General features: G+C 49.5%; 16 protein-coding genes. All 16 read left to right on the forward strand.

What is annotated here, in order from left to right:
• The first annotated feature begins 63 nt into the window (after positions 1–63).
• Positions 64–345 carry a sporulation protein YabP gene (gene yabP, locus E6W40_RS21090; RefSeq protein WP_136607568.1) on the forward strand — a complete coding sequence of 94 codons (282 nt, stop codon included), beginning with the start codon at positions 64–66 and terminating at the stop codon, positions 343–345.
• On the forward strand, positions 342–926 hold the full coding sequence (gene yabQ / locus E6W40_RS21095; RefSeq protein ID WP_136607569.1) for a spore cortex biosynthesis protein YabQ: 585 nt from the start codon (positions 342–344) through the stop codon (positions 924–926). Before yabP ends, yabQ begins: the two co-directional genes overlap by 4 nt.
• 60 nt (positions 927–986) lie before the next feature.
• Complete coding sequence (locus E6W40_RS21100; RefSeq protein WP_136607570.1) at positions 987–1349, forward strand: FtsB family cell division protein; 363 nt, start codon at positions 987–989, stop codon at positions 1347–1349.
• Positions 1350–1476: 127 nt separating this feature from the next.
• The gene (locus E6W40_RS21105) at positions 1477–1968 is read left to right on the forward strand and encodes a S1 domain-containing RNA-binding protein (protein WP_136607571.1); all 492 of its coding nucleotides are present in this window, start codon (positions 1477–1479) and stop codon (positions 1966–1968) included.
• 444 nt (positions 1969–2412) lie between these two features.
• On the forward strand, positions 2413–4842 hold the full coding sequence (gene spoIIE, locus E6W40_RS21110) for a stage II sporulation protein E (protein WP_425464956.1): 2430 nt from the start codon (positions 2413–2415) through the stop codon (positions 4840–4842).
• A 114-nt stretch (positions 4843–4956) separates the two neighbouring features.
• Entirely contained in the window at positions 4957–5697 is a 741-nt protein-coding gene (locus E6W40_RS21115; RefSeq protein ID WP_136607573.1) for a vWA domain-containing protein, read from the forward strand.
• Complete coding sequence (locus tag E6W40_RS21120) at positions 5681–6628, forward strand: serine/threonine protein kinase (protein ID WP_136608185.1); 948 nt, start codon at positions 5681–5683, stop codon at positions 6626–6628. The genes E6W40_RS21115 and E6W40_RS21120 overlap by 17 nt, the downstream gene beginning before the upstream one ends.
• 95 nt (positions 6629–6723) lie before the next feature.
• Positions 6724–8175 (forward strand): tRNA lysidine(34) synthetase TilS, encoded by a 1452-nt coding sequence (tilS, locus tag E6W40_RS21125; protein WP_136607574.1) that lies wholly within the window; start codon positions 6724–6726, stop codon positions 8173–8175.
• Positions 8176–8222: 47 nt separating this feature from the next.
• Positions 8223–8762 carry a hypoxanthine phosphoribosyltransferase gene (gene hpt, locus E6W40_RS21130; RefSeq protein ID WP_136607575.1) on the forward strand — a complete coding sequence of 180 codons (540 nt, stop codon included), beginning with the start codon at positions 8223–8225 and terminating at the stop codon, positions 8760–8762.
• Between the two features lie 113 nt (positions 8763–8875).
• Positions 8876–10996, forward strand: coding sequence for an ATP-dependent zinc metalloprotease FtsH (ftsH, locus tag E6W40_RS21135; protein WP_136607576.1), 2121 nt, complete (start codon positions 8876–8878; stop codon positions 10994–10996).
• Positions 10997–11328: 332 nt separating this feature from the next.
• The gene (gene nadA, locus E6W40_RS21140; RefSeq protein ID WP_136607577.1) at positions 11329–12267 is read left to right on the forward strand and encodes a quinolinate synthase NadA; all 939 of its coding nucleotides are present in this window, start codon (positions 11329–11331) and stop codon (positions 12265–12267) included.
• A 39-nt stretch (positions 12268–12306) separates the two neighbouring features.
• Positions 12307–13923, forward strand: a complete 1617-nt coding sequence (nadB, locus tag E6W40_RS21145) for an L-aspartate oxidase (protein ID WP_136607578.1) — start codon at positions 12307–12309, stop codon at positions 13921–13923.
• On the forward strand, positions 13913–14773 hold the full coding sequence (gene nadC / locus E6W40_RS21150) for a carboxylating nicotinate-nucleotide diphosphorylase (protein WP_136607579.1): 861 nt from the start codon (positions 13913–13915) through the stop codon (positions 14771–14773). Before nadB ends, nadC begins: the two co-directional genes overlap by 11 nt.
• A 16-nt stretch (positions 14774–14789) precedes the next feature.
• Positions 14790–15557 carry a type III pantothenate kinase gene (locus tag E6W40_RS21155; RefSeq protein ID WP_136607580.1) on the forward strand — a complete coding sequence of 256 codons (768 nt, stop codon included), beginning with the start codon at positions 14790–14792 and terminating at the stop codon, positions 15555–15557.
• A 146-nt stretch (positions 15558–15703) separates the two neighbouring features.
• Positions 15704–16588 (forward strand): Hsp33 family molecular chaperone HslO, encoded by an 885-nt coding sequence (hslO, locus tag E6W40_RS21160; protein ID WP_136607581.1) that lies wholly within the window; start codon positions 15704–15706, stop codon positions 16586–16588.
• Positions 16589–16601: 13 nt separating this feature from the next.
• A complete protein-coding gene (locus tag E6W40_RS21165) occupies positions 16602–17564 on the forward strand; it encodes a peptidyl-prolyl cis-trans isomerase (protein ID WP_136607582.1) in 963 nt (320 codons plus the stop codon).
• Positions 17565–17761: the final 197 nt, after the last annotated feature.

Raw genomic sequence — 17761 nt, forward strand, 5'->3', positions numbered from 1 at the left:
ATATCTGGTTCTAAACCACATTTACCCTCCATAAGCTATTGGTAAGAAGGAGGGGTACATGCCATGATCGAGCCAGCCAAAAGCAAACAGCATGAGCTGCATATGCTGAATCGCAAGCAGCTGAACCTGACGGGGGTCCATAATGTGGAGAGCTTTGACAGTGAAGAGTTTCTGCTTCATACCGAGCTTGGGCACCTGACTGTTAAAGGACAAAATTTACATATTAAAAATTTAAGTCTCGAGGAAGGCCTGCTATCCATCGAAGGATTGGTCCATTCCCTGGTTTACCTGGATCCCGGTTCACACGGCAAAAATAAGGGAATGCTCGGCAAGCTTTTTAAATGAGTCCAAATATTCAGTGGATTACCCTGTTTTGGATGCTGTTCTCGGGAGCAGCAATGGGACTGGCCTATGACAGCTACCGGGTGCTGTCGGTCCAGTTGCATTTTCCGAGATGGACCCTTCATGTTCTGGACCTCTTCTATTGGTGCGGAGCCGCTCTTTTTGTATTCAGAATGCTGTATGTCAGCAATTACGGGCAGCTTCGATTCTATGTGTTTGTCGGACTCTTTCTGGGAGTATGGCTATATTTTTTATTCTTAAGTGTTACAACTCAGCGTTTTGTGGTAATGTTAATAAAGGTAGTACGTTATTTTATCGATGTGTTGATACGACTTTTCAGGTTGATGGTATGGACGCCGATTCGGCTGCTGCTAAAGCTGCTGAAGGGACTAGCTATCATGCTGGGCAGCCTGCTGATGTTTGTTTTTCACGTTGTGCTGAAAATCCTGCTGCCTTTCTGGAAGCTGACAAAGTGGATGCTTAAGCCTATAACCTCGCGTCTTAGGATGCCGAAGTGGCTTGACAAGCTCGTACACTCAGCGGTTGTTCTATGGGAAAAATGGTTCCCAAAGAATAACGAATAGAGGAGTACAGCAGCTGCACCTAGAAATGAAGGTATCAATGCCCTGTAAAGGAGGAATCACATGGGGAAATATGCTGCCAAGGAACAAGCACGCACACAAACGGCAAGAACAAATCAGGAAAGTAAAAACGTCAAAAGTGCTGGCGGGCGCAGGCGGATATGGATCTGGGTTTCCTTTATGGTCGTCTTTATGGGATGGGCGGGATATTCCTTCATCTCTCAGCAATCGCAAATTGCGGACAAGAGTGCAGAGCTTGCGAAGAAGAAGGTGGAGCAGCAAACCACGCTGAAGAGTAAAGAACAGCTGAGTACCGAGGTAAAGAGGCTTAATGACCCTGAATACATCGGGCAGTTGGCACGCAAGAATTATGGAATGTATTTACCTGGGGAAACCCCCATCCATACAGAGGAAACAAGCCCGTAATATAGGCGCTTAAACTGGGTGATTACTCAGTTGACCTCAGTTTACGCTTTATGTATAATCAAATCACCACAGCCAAGGTTTGACTCAAATCTTGTTGTATATTTTTAAGGGAGGATCATTTTATTCTATGGCAATCGAAGTGGGCACCAAGTTAGAAGGCAAGGTGACAGGCATAACGCATTTTGGAGCATTTGTGGATCTGTCAGGAGGTGTCACGGGTCTCGTTCACATCTCGGAAATCGCCGATAATTACGTCAAGGATGTCAACGATCACCTGAAGATCAATGATGTTGTTACCGTGAAGGTGATCAATGTCGATAAGGACGGTAAGATCGGACTTTCCATCAAACAAGCTGTTGATAAGCCAGCTTCCGAAGCTCGGCCTCCAAGAGGACCAAGACCGGAACGTACCGGTGGCGGAAGTGGAGAGCGGTTTGGAGGCGGTGGTGGTGGCGGCTTTAATCGTGAACGTGGCGGGCGCCCATTTAAGCCTGCACCCAACAAACCTTCGTTTGAGGATAAAATGTCACGCTTCCTGAAGGATAGCGAAGAACGTATCTCTTCGATCAAGAAACAAACGGAATCCAAGCGCGGAGGACGCGGTGCTAAACGCATGTAATTGATGCTTTAGGGCAGATGCGCCGATGACTTGAATAAGATAAACCGCAGCAGGTTTGTACCTGCTGCGGTTTTTTTTGTCGCCTCCGAAAAAAATTACCGACAGCATCCAACTGATTTCCGGCTCTGTCTATAGCAATCGCTAGCGGATTCTTGGGGTGGTGGCGGAAAGCCCTTACATCAGATACCAGTTTGAACGAGGCTCAAATCGCTGGGGCGGAGGAAGTCGCGGCCCATTCCCGATGTTTCGCGAGGCAGGCTTTTTTGTCGGAAACTTTTTTGAAGCCTGTCCGCTGTTATGACAAACTTTCATGTTTCAAGGACTCTATAATGGGTACCATCAAATCTACGAAATGGTGGTGCGGAATTCATGGAGAAGTTGAACGTAAACATACCCGGACTCAAAACGCTGCAAAGAGAAGCGATGATGGAGGAAAACGGCTGGATGGCGCGACTGCGCAATATGCAGATGCTCCAGCGTCCCCTGCAGTTGCTTGCAGCCAAGAAGTGGATGCTTTTGCTGACACTGATGGCGTTTTTACTGGGGAAAGCCATGATACTGGACGAGCTATCGCCGTTTGCGATCGCCTACTTTGCCGTCATCGCCTTTATGCGCCGCGATTATTTGCTTCCTGTCACCGTCGCACTTATAGCGGGCAGCCTTTTTGCTCCCTTTCCAGCTCCCTTGATTATTGCGGCTGAACTCCTTATTTTTTATTTTATTCATCGGGGCTTGAATGCCTTCGATCATGCTGAACTTTCTTATGCGCCGCTCATGGTTTTTGTATCTTCTTTCGTCGTCAAGCTATTTACGATTATGACCGGCCCGCCGTTTACCTGGTATTCTCTGCTGATGAGTTCGCTGGATGCCATCCTCAGCTTCGTGCTTACCCTGGTGTTTATCCAGGCCATTCCAGTATTCACCTACCGCAAAAAGAACTATCAGCTGCGGAGTGAGGAAATACTTTGCCTAATTATTCTTCTGGCTTCTGTCATGACCGGAGCAGTGGGCTGGACTGTATATTCACTGTCTGTGGAACATGTGCTTTCCCGGTATCTAATCCTGATCTTCGCTTTGGTAGGCGGTGCTCCGCTAGGGGCTTCGGTTGGGGTTGTGACCGGACTGATTCTAAGCCTGGCGGACATATCCGCTATCTATCAAATGAGCCTGCTCGCATTCTCCGGCATGCTGGCCGGTATGCTGCGTGAAGGCAAAAAGGGTGCGGTTATGCTTGGCATGCTTCTTGGCTCCTCGATCTTATCGATTTATTTCAGCGGTCCGGCGGATGTGATGACCTCGACTTGGGAGTCCTGCGCGGCGATTGTATTATTTTTAATAACACCAAAATCGATCATTAAGATGATCTCCAAATATGTCCCCGGCACGAATGATCACAGCAAATCCCAGCATGAATATGCCAAAAGGGTGCGTGATCTGACGGCGGACCGGGTTACGCAGTTCTCCCGGGTATTCCGGCAGTTATCCCAGAGCTTCGGACAGGTGGCCGGTACGGAGGAGGTCAGCAAACGAAATGGTGAGATGGATCATTTTATGAATGCTGTGGCAGAAAGCCCCTGCTCCAATTGCTTCAAACGCAGCCACTGCTGGGATGCGAAGTTTTATCAAACTTATAAATATATGACGGACGTCATGACCGCCGTGGAAGAAAATCCGGAGATCAACGATCAGCAAATTCCAAAGGAATGGGCGCGGATCTGCGGTAAAACGGATGAAGTGCTTCAGGAAATGAAGCAGCAGTACAACCTCTATCAGCATGATATGCAGTGGAAACGGCAAATATACGACAGTCGTCATCTGGTTGCGGAACAATTGTCCGGCGTATCGCAGGTGATGGAAGACCTTGCACGCGAAATCCAGCGGGAGGGGCAGGCCATGTACCGGCAGGAGGAGCAGATCCGCGAAGCGTTGGAACAGCTTGGACTCTCCATTCAGGGCATCGAGATTATCAGCCTGGATTCCGGGCATGTGGAGATTGAAATCGTTCATGCGTTTACCCGCGGTTATGATGAGTGCCGCAAAATTATCGCGCCGCTCTTATCGGATATCCTGGATGAGCATATCGCCGTCCATCATGAGTCTTCCATTTCGTCCAAAGATGGACTTGCGACTGTAATGTTCGGATCAGCCAAGACTTTCGAAATCACAACCGGTATCGCCGGAGCTGCCAAAGGTGGAGATATGCTGTCCGGAGACAGCTTCAGTATGGTGGAGCTAGGTAATGGCACTTTTGCAGTCGCACTTAGTGATGGCATGGGCAACGGGGAGCGCGCGAAACAGGAGAGCAGCACCGCATTGTCTATTTTGGAACAGCTGCTCCAAAGTGGCATGGATGAGAAGCTGGCCATCAAATCCGTCAACTCGATCCTCATGCTCCGGTCTCCGGATGAAGTGTATGCCACCGTTGATATGGCCCTGATTGATCAATATACAGCGGAGACCACATTTATGAAGATTGCCTCCACGCCAAGCTTTATTAAACGGGGACTTGAGGTCATTCCGGTATCCGCGAGCAACCTGCCAATCGGTATTATTCAGGATATCGAGGTGGATCTTGTTACCTTAAAGCTGCAGGCGGGTGATATTGTGATCATGATGACCGACGGTATTTACGATGCTCCGGGGCATGCCGTGAACAAAGAACTGTGGATGAAACGGATGATTCAGGAGATCGACAACGAGGACCCGCAGCAAATCGCCGATATTCTTTTGGAAAAAGTGATCCGTTATCAGCAAAATATGATTCATGACGACATGACTGTTGTGGTAGGCAAAGTAGAGCATTACCGTCCGGAATGGACCACGCTGCACGTACCTGGCCTTGAAAGAATGGAGCGCCCGCGTACCGTAAGCTAATCTATGATGATTACCCGGGAAATGCGGCGGAAGGAGGAAAATGGGCGTTTGGAATCTCTCAAAAGTGGAAATGATAGAAGCAAGAGAAAACCACTTTTGGGAGGATGATAGATCGTGAAACAGATTCTTTTGATAACGGACGGATGTTCGAACGTGGGGACAAGCCCGGTGCTGGCGGCAGCCCACGCTTTTCAGGAGGGAATTACGGTCAATGTGGCGGGGGTGGTGGATTACGGAACAATCGGTGAGTTAGGCAGCCTTGAGATCGCTGAAATTGCCAAGGCGGGAGGAGGAGTCAGCCAGGTTGTGGGTACGAGGCAGCTTGCCCAAACCATGCAGATGATGACGAGAAAAACGGTGGTTCAGACCATTCATCAAGCGGTTAATAGGGAGTTAAAGCAAATATTGGGACATACCGCACTAGAGGAGCTGCCGCCGTCACAACGTTCACAAGTCGTCCAGGTTGTCGACGAAATGACGGAAACAACGTCGCTGCAGGTTGCGCTTTTAATTGATGCTAGTGCCAGTATGAAACCGAAGCTTAGTGCCGTAGAGGATGCCATCCGTGATTTGATGCTCAGCCTTCAGGCGCGCGAAGGCATCAGTGAGATTGCCGTATTCCACTTTCCGGGACGCCGGAGCGGGGAGGATACGGTGCTCGACAGCGATTGGACGCGGGATGCCGGTACATTAAGAGCGCTGTTTCAACGACTTCAGATGAAAGGTGCCACACCGACCGGACCTGCCATCATGAGGGTGATTGATTTCTTCCGTTATGGTACACTAGATGAACATCAACCATGGCGGGGAAATACCGATGAAGGAGAAGGGATGCTCGGTGACTACGTCGTCTAAACCGGCGTATCCGGCCGGAACAGTCATTACAGGAAAATGGCGCAAAGGCCGCTTTGTCATCCGGCGCGTGCTGGGCCAGGGAGCCAACGGAATTGTATACCTTGTTCAAAAGGAAGGCTCCCGTAATCCGTATGCTCTGAAAATGGGATATGATACGCTGGATCTCCAGTCGGAGATCAATGTGCTGATGTCATTGCAGTCGAAACGCAAGTCTTCAGCATCGCCCAGAGGTGGCACTCGTATGTCCTATCTGCTCGATGTGGATGACTTTAAAGGACAGCAAGGGGATATACCGTTTTATGTTATGCGCTATTTTCCGGGCAGTTCATTACATCATTTTATTCGTAAGCGCGGCCGGGAATGGATTGGTCTTACAGGACTGCGCCTTCTGGAAAAGCTGAACGGATTGCACCGGTCAGGTTTTATTTTCGGAGACTTAAAGCCGGAGAATGTGATGGTATCCGATGTTGGCCATGTGGAGCTGATTGATTACGGTGGGGTAAGCTCGATCGGGCGGAGCGTCAAGCAGTTCACGGAGTGGTACGACAGAGGATATTGGAACGCCGGCTCGCGCACTAGCGATGAGGGGTATGACTTGTTTGCCTTTGCGGTTCTAATCATACAGCTTCTGAATGAAGATGATTTGAAAACGGCCGCTGTGCAGCATTTGCCTCAGACCCGGAGTCCGGGACAGCTATTATCCCTGGTGCAGCGGAGTCCGAAGCTTAAGCCGTATTCCGAGTGGCTGCGGCGGGCAATCCGCGGGGAATTTTCAAATTCGCATGAAGCGCTTAAGCTGTGGAAGGAAACGATTTATACACCGGCTTTAGTCGGCAAGCTGCCGGGCAAAACGCCGCGTTGGCTGATCAATGCATTCGCCCTTTCGATCATGATTGTGTGTCTGGCTTGCCTATGGGCATTTTTCTTGTGAATATAAGCAGGCTGCAGGTTAAGAAGCAATGGATGAGAGCAATGAGAGCAACAGATCGTCAAGTACATAGGGTGCTGTAGAAGAGGGGATTTTGGATGGAAAGCAGGGCTGACTTGAATATGCTGATGGAACATGTTCTCCATACGGCCGGGGAGCATGGCTTATGGTTGCCCCATGACACCATTGTAGTCGCAGTGTCCGGCGGACCGGATTCTGTGGCTCTTTTGCATGTCCTCCACCAGATTTCAAAGCGGTACATCCCTCTGCAGCTTATTTGCGCGCATGTTCATCATGGTCTTCGTGCGGAATCAGATAGTGAGGAGGAGCTTGTGCGTCATCTGGCGCAAGAGCTGAACCTCCCGTTCGAGACGGTGAGAATTGATGTTCTTTCTTATATGAAGGAAAGCGGAAAGGGTTTTGAGGAGGCGGCGCGGGACAAACGCTATGCATTTTTGCATGAGATCGCGCAGCGGTACAGTGCCTCCTCGATTGCACTTGCTCATCATGCCGATGATCAGGCTGAAACCGTACTGCTGCATTTGCTCCGGGGCAGCGGCCTTGGAGGCCTTAAAGGTATGAAGATTAAAAGATGCGAAAAAAATGTGGAACTCATTCGTCCCTTCTTACGTATATACAAAACGGACCTTATGAGTATTTGTAAGCAGAATGGTTATGCGTACGCCATCGACAGCTCCAATCTCTCCAATCAATACAGGCGAAATGCGATTCGGCTGGATGTGCTGCCATTTTTGGGGCAATATAATGGTCAGATCAGGCAATCGCTGGTTCAACTAGCCGATATTGCGGGTATGGAAGATGATTACATGGAGCAGGCTGCGAATCAGGCATATCATGATATAGTGCAGCATAAGGATGGAAGGCTCTACTTTCAGGCGCCTTCCTTTTTGGCCTTACATGTCGCTTTACAACGAAGGTTGATTAAACTAATATTAAATTATCTGTCGGCAGGCATTGAAATCACCGATTTTCACAAGATTGAGCTTATCCGCCAAAGTATTAATCAGAACAAAAGCACGACCTGGAGCCTTGATATTGGAGGAGGCTTGGCCTGCATACGCGAATACGATATGATATTGGTTATGCAAAGGCCGCCAGAGCAGTTCAAGAGCTATACATATGAGCTTCAAACTGCTGTTCCGGAATTGTGTATTCCTGAGATTGGCAAAAAGTTGAAAATGAAGGTGCAGTCGCCGCATGACCGTTATTTTTCGAACATGGCCGGAGCCTGCGCTGAAGCAGTGTTTGATGCCGGCCAACTGAAATATCCGTTAACACTCCGTTCAAGGCTGCCTGGAGATACCATGAAAGTCATGGGATTAAACGGAAGCAAAAAGGTAAAAGATATTTTCATTGACGCGAAGATACCTCCATCCGTTCGCTCCCGCATTCCTGTGTTAGTTGATGGTTCAGGCAACATGATCTGGATTCCGGGGGTCCGGCGCTCCATGCATGCTGCAGTCGGGACACAGACGACATCCGTTCTCCACATGTGTCTGGAGGATACAGAGGCAGTGGAGCAACTGTAATGGTCATTGTAAGACTTTCATAGTATAAACGTAGGAGGTTCGCTCAGTTGCAAAACGATATTCAAGAAGTTCTCATCAGCGAAGAAGAAATCCAGAAGAAAATCAAGGAACTTGGAGCTCAGCTCAGCAAGGTTTATGAAGGACGCAATCCTTTGGTCATTTGTGTTTTGAAAGGTGCGTTTATTTTCATGGCCGATTTGGTTAAAAATATGACAGTACCCATGGAACTCGATTTCATGGCGGTGTCGAGCTACGGCGCATCCACCAAATCATCGGGTGTCGTCAAAATCATCAAGGATTTGGATGTACCTGTTGACGGTCGCGATGTCCTGATTGTTGAAGACATCATCGACAGCGGGCTCACACTCAGCCATTTGATTGAGCTTCTGAAGAGCCGCAACGCCAAATCCACGTGCGTAGTCACCTTGTTTGATAAACCCGTACGTCGTACCGTAGATCTGGAAGCGGATTATACAGGCTTTACCCTGCCTGATGCTTTTGTCGTCGGATACGGTTTGGATTACGCCGAACACTACCGGAACCTGCCCTACATTGGGATCTTGAAACCGGAAATCTATTCCCACTAATGGTGATACTCCAGCCCATGGACTTTTACTTGGTTCATGCTAATACCACCTCTGTTGAGATGGTCAGACAGGCTATGGTAAAATAATTAAAGTGTTTCGAGAGGAGGTAGGGGATGAATCGGTTCATCCGGAATTCTGGTTTTTATTTGATTCTTTTTTTAGTTGTGGTGGGCATTGTCCAGTTTGTAAGTAATAGCGGTGAATCTGCTCACAATCCTAGATACGATGAATTTCGGCAAGAGATCAAGGCTGGCAATGTGAAGGATATCACGGTTCAATTTGACGGTTACGCCTATCTCGTAACCGGTAAATATAATCAAAAACCGGACGGGGTCAAATCAGACAGCTTCTCGACCTACATTCCGGCTACAGATGCCGCGATTCAGGAACTGGTAGATGCCAGTGACAAAAACGGCATGACATACACCCAGAAGAAAATGGAAGGCGAAAGTATTTGGCTGACGCTGCTTTCTTCCATGATTCCTTTGGTCATTATGTTCATTCTCTTCTTCTTCCTGTTCAATCAGGCGCAGGGCGGCGGCGGTAAAGTCATGAACTTCGGCAAGAGCCGTGCCCGTCTATATAATGAAGAGAAGAAGAGAGTCACATTTGAGGATGTGGCTGGAGCCGATGAAGAGAAGCAGGAGCTCGTCGAGGTCGTGGAATTCCTGAAGGATCCGCGGAAGTTTGCCGCAGTAGGAGCACGTATCCCTAAAGGGGTTCTGCTCGTAGGACCTCCGGGAACAGGTAAAACACTCCTCGCCCGTGCAGTTGCTGGTGAAGCCGGCGTTCCTTTCTTTACCATTTCCGGTTCTGACTTCGTGGAAATGTTCGTAGGTGTGGGTGCGTCCCGTGTGCGTGACTTGTTTGAAAACGCGAAAAAGAACGCACCATGTATTATCTTTATCGATGAAATTGATGCGGTTGGCCGTCAGCGTGGTGCCGGTCTTGGCGGAGGCCATGACGAGCGCGAACAAACGCTGAACCAATTGCTCGTAGAGATGGACGGTTTCGGCGGCAACGAAGGTATTATCATCGTTGCGGCAACCAACCGTGCCGATATTCTCGACCCTGCACTTCTGCGTCCGGGACGTTTTGACCGTCAAATTACGGTGGATCGTCCAGACGTAAGAGGCCGCGAAGCTGTGTTGAAAGTCCATGCCCGCAATAAACCGCTGACAAAAGACGTTAAGCTGGATATTGTGGCTAAACGCACCACAGGCTTTACGGGTGCAGAACTGGAGAACCTGATGAATGAGGCTGCCCTGCTTGCGGCACGCCGTAACCGGAAGGATATTTCCATGCGTGAGGTTGACGAAGCGATTGACCGTGTCATTGTCGGTACCGAGAAGCGCAGCCGCGTGATCAGTGACCGTGAGAAACGGATCGTTGCTTATCACGAAGCTGGTCATACCATTGTCGGCTACTTCCTTGAAAATGCTGATATGGTGCATAAGGTAACGATTATTCCTCGCGGCCGTGCCGGCGGATATGTTATCATGATGCCGAAGGAAGACCGCATGCTCGTAACGAAACAGGAATTGCTGGATAAAGTAACAGGTCTCTTGGGGGGCCGCGTGTCCGAGGAAGTCTTTATTGGTGAAATCGGAACAGGCGCTTACAGTGACTTCCAGCAGGCAACCGGGATTGTTCGCAGCATGATTATGGAATACGGTATGAGTGAGAAGCTTGGACCGCTGCAGTTCGGTTCGACCCAAGGCCAGGTATTCCTGGGCCGGGATCTCGGACATGAGCAGAACTACAGTGATTCCATCGCATATGAAATTGATCAGGAAATGCAGCGCATGACAAACGAATGTTACCAGCGTTGTAAAGATTTGCTCATCAAGCACTCCAAAGAGGTTCATCTCATCGCGAATACGCTGCTTGAGAAGGAAACGTTGGAACTTGACCAAATCAGAGAACTGATCGAGCAAGGATACCTGTCGGAAGATGGACCGCATGATGGTGGAGACGACGAAGGTTCCTCCGAAAATGGCGCAGCAATCATCGACAATATTGGCGATGTACGTGTCCGCATTCAAGGCAAGGATGATGCATCCGATCTGCCAACGAATGAAATTCCGAATGATGTTCCTGAGAATATCACGAATGATACGCCTGAAAGCCCGGCCGACATTCCTGGAGATATTCCAAACGATGTTCCGAATCCAGGTCCAGCAGACGATCGCAATCCAGGTAACGGAGGCACACCTCCCGAATCCAGATCCTAATGGCTCCTGATATCCAATAGCATGATGAACCAGCCCGGAAGACGACGGCAATCGTCTTCCGGGCTTTTTATTATGTATATAAAAAATTTAAAATTTTATTTTTAAAGTGACATGCGCTTTACACGAGAATGGAATGCATGAAAGGGGCAATGCAAAGGGATTTTTCACGTATCAGCCCCGTTTTGCAGCCAGGGAACAGCCAATTGACAGCCTGGGAAACCTTGTGTACATTAGTTGGTAACTGAAAAGACCTCGAGGCTTGGACATCCAACTTTGAGAGAAATTTCACAAATGTTGATCTTGAATGACATCATAAAAGGAGTGGGTCACTGGTGGAAGCTCTTGCGCTGCAGCATAAAGAGGAACAGAAACGGGAATTAACGGAGAAGCTGAATCAGCTTAAGAAGGAAAGAAACGCTATTATTCTTGCTCATTATTATCAAAGAGACGAAATTCAGGAGGTTGCTGATTTCCGCGGCGATTCCTTTTTGCTAGCACAAAAAGCAGCACAAACGGATGCGGAGACCATTGTATTCTGCGGCGTGCACTTCATGGGGGAAAGTGCGAAAATACTGGCTCCAAACAAGACGGTTCTGATTCCGGATGAACGCGCAGGATGCCCGATGGCAGATATGGTCAACGTGGATGGCCTTCGCAAACTGAAAGCACAGCATCCGAATGCCAAAGTTGTAACATATATCAATTCCTCTGCCGATGTTAAAGCAGAAACGGATATTTGTTGTACTTCTGCCAACGCCGTTAGAGTGATACAATCCCTGGACTGTGATGAAATTATCTGGGTACCGGATAAAAATCTCGGCCATTATGTGCAGCAGCATACCGACAAGAAGATGATCATTTGGGAAGGCTACTGCAACACTCATGATATGCTGACAGTCAAAGACGTTGTTGAGATGAGAGCCAAGCATCCGAACGCCCAGTTTGTCGTACATCCGGAATGCCGGCCGGAGGTTGTGGAGATTGGTGATTTCGTCGGAAGCACCACTGCCATCATTGATTACTGCAAAAAATCAGATTGCCAGGAGTTTATCGTGGGTACGGAAGATGGCACCGGATACCAGCTCCGCCTGGACAGCCCGAATAAAGCCTTCCATTTTGCCACCAAGTATCTGGTTTGCCCGAACATGAAGGTCAACAATCTCAAAAAATTGGTGAAGTGTCTGGAGACAATGAAGCCGCAGATTTATGTGCCGCCGGTTGTCGCAGACCAAGCCCGAATTTCCTTAGAGCGCATGTTACAGGTAAAGTAGCATGCGCTACTCTTTCTCTTAAGACAGGTGAATGGATCCATGATTCCTCAGTATTTGGTTGATTTTGACTTGCAATCCCTGCCCTGTATTGAAACCGATGTTCTTGTAATCGGCTCAGGCATCGCGGGATTATATACGGCAATTGAGGCAGGCAAAGACCATAACGTTATCATGATTACCAAAAATGCACTTTTGGAAAGTAATACCCGATATGCCCAGGGTGGCATTGCTGCTGTTACCTCGGAGGATGATTCTCCAGCCTACCACCGCGAGGATACGCTGATGGCCGGGGCAGGACTATGCTCCTCTGCTGCTGTTGATGTACTCGTGAACGAAGGCCCGGAGGGTGTAAGGGAACTGATCCGGTTAGGCACGTCCTTTGACCTCGAGAATGGTGAGCTTGCTCTGACCCAGGAAGGTGCCCACAGCCGCCGGCGAATTTTGCATGCGAATGGGGATGCGACCGGATTTGAGATTGTGAGAGCACTCGCCGCGCAGGTTCAGATACATGAGCGTGTACAGGTGTGGGAGCATCATTTTGTCATTGATGTGCTAACCATTGAAAACGAATGCATCGGTGCCCTCGTACAGCGTCCGGATGGTCAGAGAGTGTACATAAAGGCGGGGGCTACGATTTTGTGCACCGGAGGAGCCGGGCAGCTCTACCGTTATACAACAAATCCCGATGTTGCCACTGCAGACGGTATTGCCATCGCCCACCGGGCCGGAGCGCAAATCCGCGATATGGAATTCATTCAGTTTCACCCGACTGCCCTGTGCTACCCGGGGGCTCCACGTTTCCTGATCTCGGAGGCCGTACGGGGCGAAGGTGCTGTGCTACGCAATATCAAGGGTGAACGCTTTATGGAAAAATACCATGAGCTGCTCGAGCTGGCACCGCGTGATATCGTGGCCCGTGCCATCGTAAGTGAGATGGAGGAGACGAAATCTACCTTTGTCTATTTGGATATTACGCATGAACCGGAGGATATGCTTAAGCACCGTTTTCCCACCATTTACGAGACCTGCATGAATTATGGGCTGGATATGGCTGCCGACTGGATTCCTGTGGCTCCGGCTGCGCATTATATGATGGGTGGAGTCAAAACGGACCTCAATGGGGAGAGCAGCGTGTCACGCCTTTTTGCCTGTGGCGAAGTTTCCTCAACGGGAGTTCATGGCGCTAACCGTCTGGCGAGCAATTCCCTGTCGGAGGCCATTGTTTTTGGCAAACGGATTGTGAATCGTATCAAAGACCTGACGCCTTTATACGGAGCGGCAAGTATTATACATGAGGATGAAGAGCGGACAGGCGCGCCCAAGCAGGCGATGATCGAACGCAGACTTAAGCTGCAGAAAGTCATGGTTAGATATGCGGGGCTCAGACGCAATGAGACACTCCTATATAAAGGGCTGGACGAGCTGAATCGCCAGCTTCCGATCTTTCATTCGGAGCTTACCAGGAAGGAAGAGTTTGAATTTGCGAACATGCTGACCAGCTGTTTGTTGGTTACTCGTGCTGCTCTGGAGCGTACGGAGAGCCGGGGCGCACATTACAGGGAGGATTATCCTCAGAAGGACGACGCGATGTGGCGCAAGCACTTGCTTCAGCATCGTCAAGATGAAATCATGGAGGAATTCAGCGATGATGTTTAACGGGTATAATGAAGGTCTTGTGGAATCCATTCGCTTGTGGCTGCAGGAGGATGTGGGTTCCGGTGATATTACGACCATGACAACGATTCCGGCAGGCCATGAATCCAAAGGGATTATTCACGCTAAGGAAGCCGGTATTGTGGCGGGTATTCCGGTCGCGGAGCTCGTGTTTCAAGTGGTAGACCCTTCTCTGTCCTTCACGGCCCATGTCAAGGACGGAGATCATGTGGAAAAGGGTACCGTTCTTGCAGTCGTTGAAGGCAGCACGCATCATATTTTAACGGGAGAGCGGATTGCTTTGAATCTGCTGCAGCGTCTTTCGGGCATTGCTACCCGGACGCGTACATTCATTGATGCACTGGAAGGACTGCCGGCCAGACTGGTCGATACACGCAAAACAACGCCAGGGCATCGTATGCTGGAGAAATATGCTGTCCGGATCGGCGGCGGTGCGAATCACAGGTTTGGTCTGTATGATGCCGTCATGATTAAAGATAACCATATCAAAGGGGCGGGTGGAATCCGCAGAGCAGTTGAGCGTGCACGTGCCCATATCCCCCATACGATGACCATCGAAGTGGAAACGGAATCCCTGCAGCAGGTAGAAGAGGCGCTGGAAGCGGGCGCTGATATTATTATGCTGGACAATATGGATAAGACTATGATGAAGGAGGCTGTCAGACGGATTAAGGCGAAGGCTCCGCATGTGCGTGTGGAGGCATCAGGAAATGTCTCGCTGCAGACGGTCAAAGGAATTGCCGAGTGCGGGGTTGACGTAATATCTGTAGGGCGGTTAACCTATTCTTTTGAGAGCCTCGACATCAGTCTGGATCTCAACGCTGTAAAGTAAAGGAGGGATCATCCTTGTGATCCTTGTCATCGACATCGGGAACACCAACATTGTGTTGGGCATATACAAGAGACGTGAACTGCTTCACCATTTTCGTCTCAGCACCATTCGCCATTCGACATCGGATGAATATGGAGTATGGTTTCATAATCTATTCCACATGTCCGGAATACCGGTTTCGGATATCCAGGGGGTTATTATGTCCTCCGTTGTCCCGCCGATGGTGCATATTATTGAGGAAATGTGCCGCAAATATATCCATAAGCAACCGCTTATGGTGGGACCGGGCATTCGAACAGGGTTAAATCTGCGTTCCGAAAATCCGCGGGAGGTTGGAGCGGACCGCATTGTGAATGCAGTTGCCGCAGTGGATCTCTACAAAGGGCCGCTTGTAGTGGTTGATTTCGGAACAGCAACTACTTTTGACTGTATCGATGAAAAGGGGAATTATCTCGGCGGAGCCATTGTTCCGGGGATCGGAATAGCTACGGAGGCCTTAGTCCAACGGGCATCGAAGCTTCCGCGCATTGAGCTAGAAAAGCCCAAAAAAGTCATTGGCCGTAATACGGTTCATGCAATGCAGGCCGGCATTATATTCGGATATGCCGGACAGGTGGACGGCATTGTGAAGCGGATGAAGGAGGAAATGGATGCGCCTCATTTGAAGGTGGTTGCCACCGGCGGACTGGCGGAACTCATCGCGAGCGAATCGGAAGCGATCGATGAAGTGAATCCGCTGTTGACCCTCGAAGGACTGCGGCTTATTTATGAACGTAATATGTAATTCGGTTGGATGAAATTGCAGAATGTTTACTAAGAGAATACATCTCATAAAGATGATTTCTTATGAAACTTTGGAAACAATACTACGAAGAGCGGCTAAGAGCAGCCGCATTCGGTTAAATAGAGAGCAAGGAGGCTGGATACGACATGGATAATAAACAAGATCGCCTCATCCGAGGCACCGCAATGGGCGGACGCATCCGGGCCTTCGCAGTAAGAACGACCGGTCTCGTTGAGGAGCTGCGCCAAAGACATGATACATGGCCAACCGCTACAGCGGCTTTGGGGCGTACATTGACGGCCGCAGCCATGATGGGCACCATGCTCAAAGGTGAAGAGCAGCTGACCATTCAGGTACAAGGCAATGGTCCCATTGGCCAGATTGTCGTCGATGCGAACGCCAAAGGCGATGTGCGGGGTTATGTGAATGAACCGCATGTCCACCTTCCAAGCAACAGTATGGGAAAATTAGATGTAGCAGGAGCGGTGGGCCGCGAAGGCTATTTGCATGTTACTAAGGACTTGGGGATGAAAGAGCCATATCGTGGCAGCATACCCATTGTTTCCGGCGAACTTGGCGAAGATTTTACGTACTATTTTGCCGTTTCTGAGCAAACACCTTCAGCTGTAGGCTTGGGTGTGCTCGTTGCTCCTGATAACTCGGTTATTGTGGCTGGCGGTTTTATTGTACAGCTTTTGCCGGGACTCACTGATGAGGAAATCACTTTGATCGAGCAGGCTGTTGGCGCTATGCCTCCGGTAACATCACTTCTTGATCAGGGGCTGGAGCTTGATGAAATGCTGCGCCGGCTTCTGCCGGATGTGGAGATCCTGGAACAAATGGATGTCCAATTTAAGTGCAAATGCTCACGCGATCGTGTGGAACAAACCCTCGTCAGCCTTGGCAAAAGTGAATTGGAGCAGTTAATTGAAGAGGATGGCAAGGCAGAAGTGGTATGTCATTTTTGCAATGAAGCCTATACGTTTGAAAAAGACGAGCTGCAGCAGATTTTAGAAAAAGCAATTCATTAAGGCGCGGTACACGATGATCACCCGACAAGAAAAGGCGCTATGGGCCGCAGTCATCATTTTGGCAGCGGGCGTGTTGTTCATGGGGAGCCTGATCGTCATCCGCGGGTTGAAGCCGGCGGGATCTGTGCATGAGTCGGAAGAGGATCAGAGAGGGCTTGATGCAGTGGCATCTTTTGACGGCCAGACCATTACGGAAGACGAGTGGGTCAAGGAGCTGAAGCGGGCGCGTGGGCATGAAGTGCTTTTGCAGATGCTGAATCAGAAAGCGGTATCCACTGAGGCGAAAGCACTCCAGATACAGGTTACACCGGAGGAGATCGCAGAAAAGGTTCATGAGGATGCCAGTGGGTACGAATCGGAAGACGCCTACTATCAGGCTATGTTGGTACAGCTGGGAATGACCTCCGAAGATGTCAGGGCAGAGGCGGCCTATCAACTGACACTTGAAAAAATAGCAATCGTCAATATCCATATTAGCGATGATGAGGTTGACCGTTATGTCGACCAGCATGAGGAGGAGTTTGAACCCAAGAGGCAATATGAGCTGGCCTGGATCAAACTCAAAAGCCGTAAGGAAGCGAATATGACGCTTGACCGAATTGAGCAAGGGGAGGATTTCGGCAACCTGGCTGGAGAACTATCTCTTGACGAGTACACCCGTATGCAGGGCGGAAGGCTGGGAATGATAGAAGAAGATGATCCGTTTGTTCCTGGGGAGCTTTTGAGCGCAGCGAAGGGTTTGGAGGCGGGAGATATTGCCGGCCCCATCGAGCTGAAGGACGATGGATATGCAGTGATGCGGGTTATTGATATTGTGAAGACAGGGGAACGGAGCAGCGGGGAAATCCGCGCCAGTGTCCGTAAGCAGCTAGCCCTTAATGAGGCCGTTCCACTGACCCAGCTGGAGGCCAGCTTGAGAGATAAGTACGGAGCCAAACTGATCACGAAACCAACCCCTGAACAGGGTGCCAAATAAAACTGTGTTTTCAAGCCTTTGCCGCATGGATATCGCTCCATAAAGCAAGGTTTGTTTTTTTGTCAAAACCTTATGGAATAGGCCTTAGATATGGATGGTTCATATTGACATTCGTATGGAAGGTTGATAAGATAAAGGTACCAAATACCTACTTAATTACTCGGATATAAAACCGTTAAACAGCCAGATGCTTGATC

Source organism: Paenibacillus dokdonensis (assembly GCF_004916975.1).
In the GTDB taxonomy this organism is placed as follows: Bacteria; Bacillota; Bacilli; order Paenibacillales; family Paenibacillaceae; genus Paenibacillus_AQ; species Paenibacillus_AQ dokdonensis.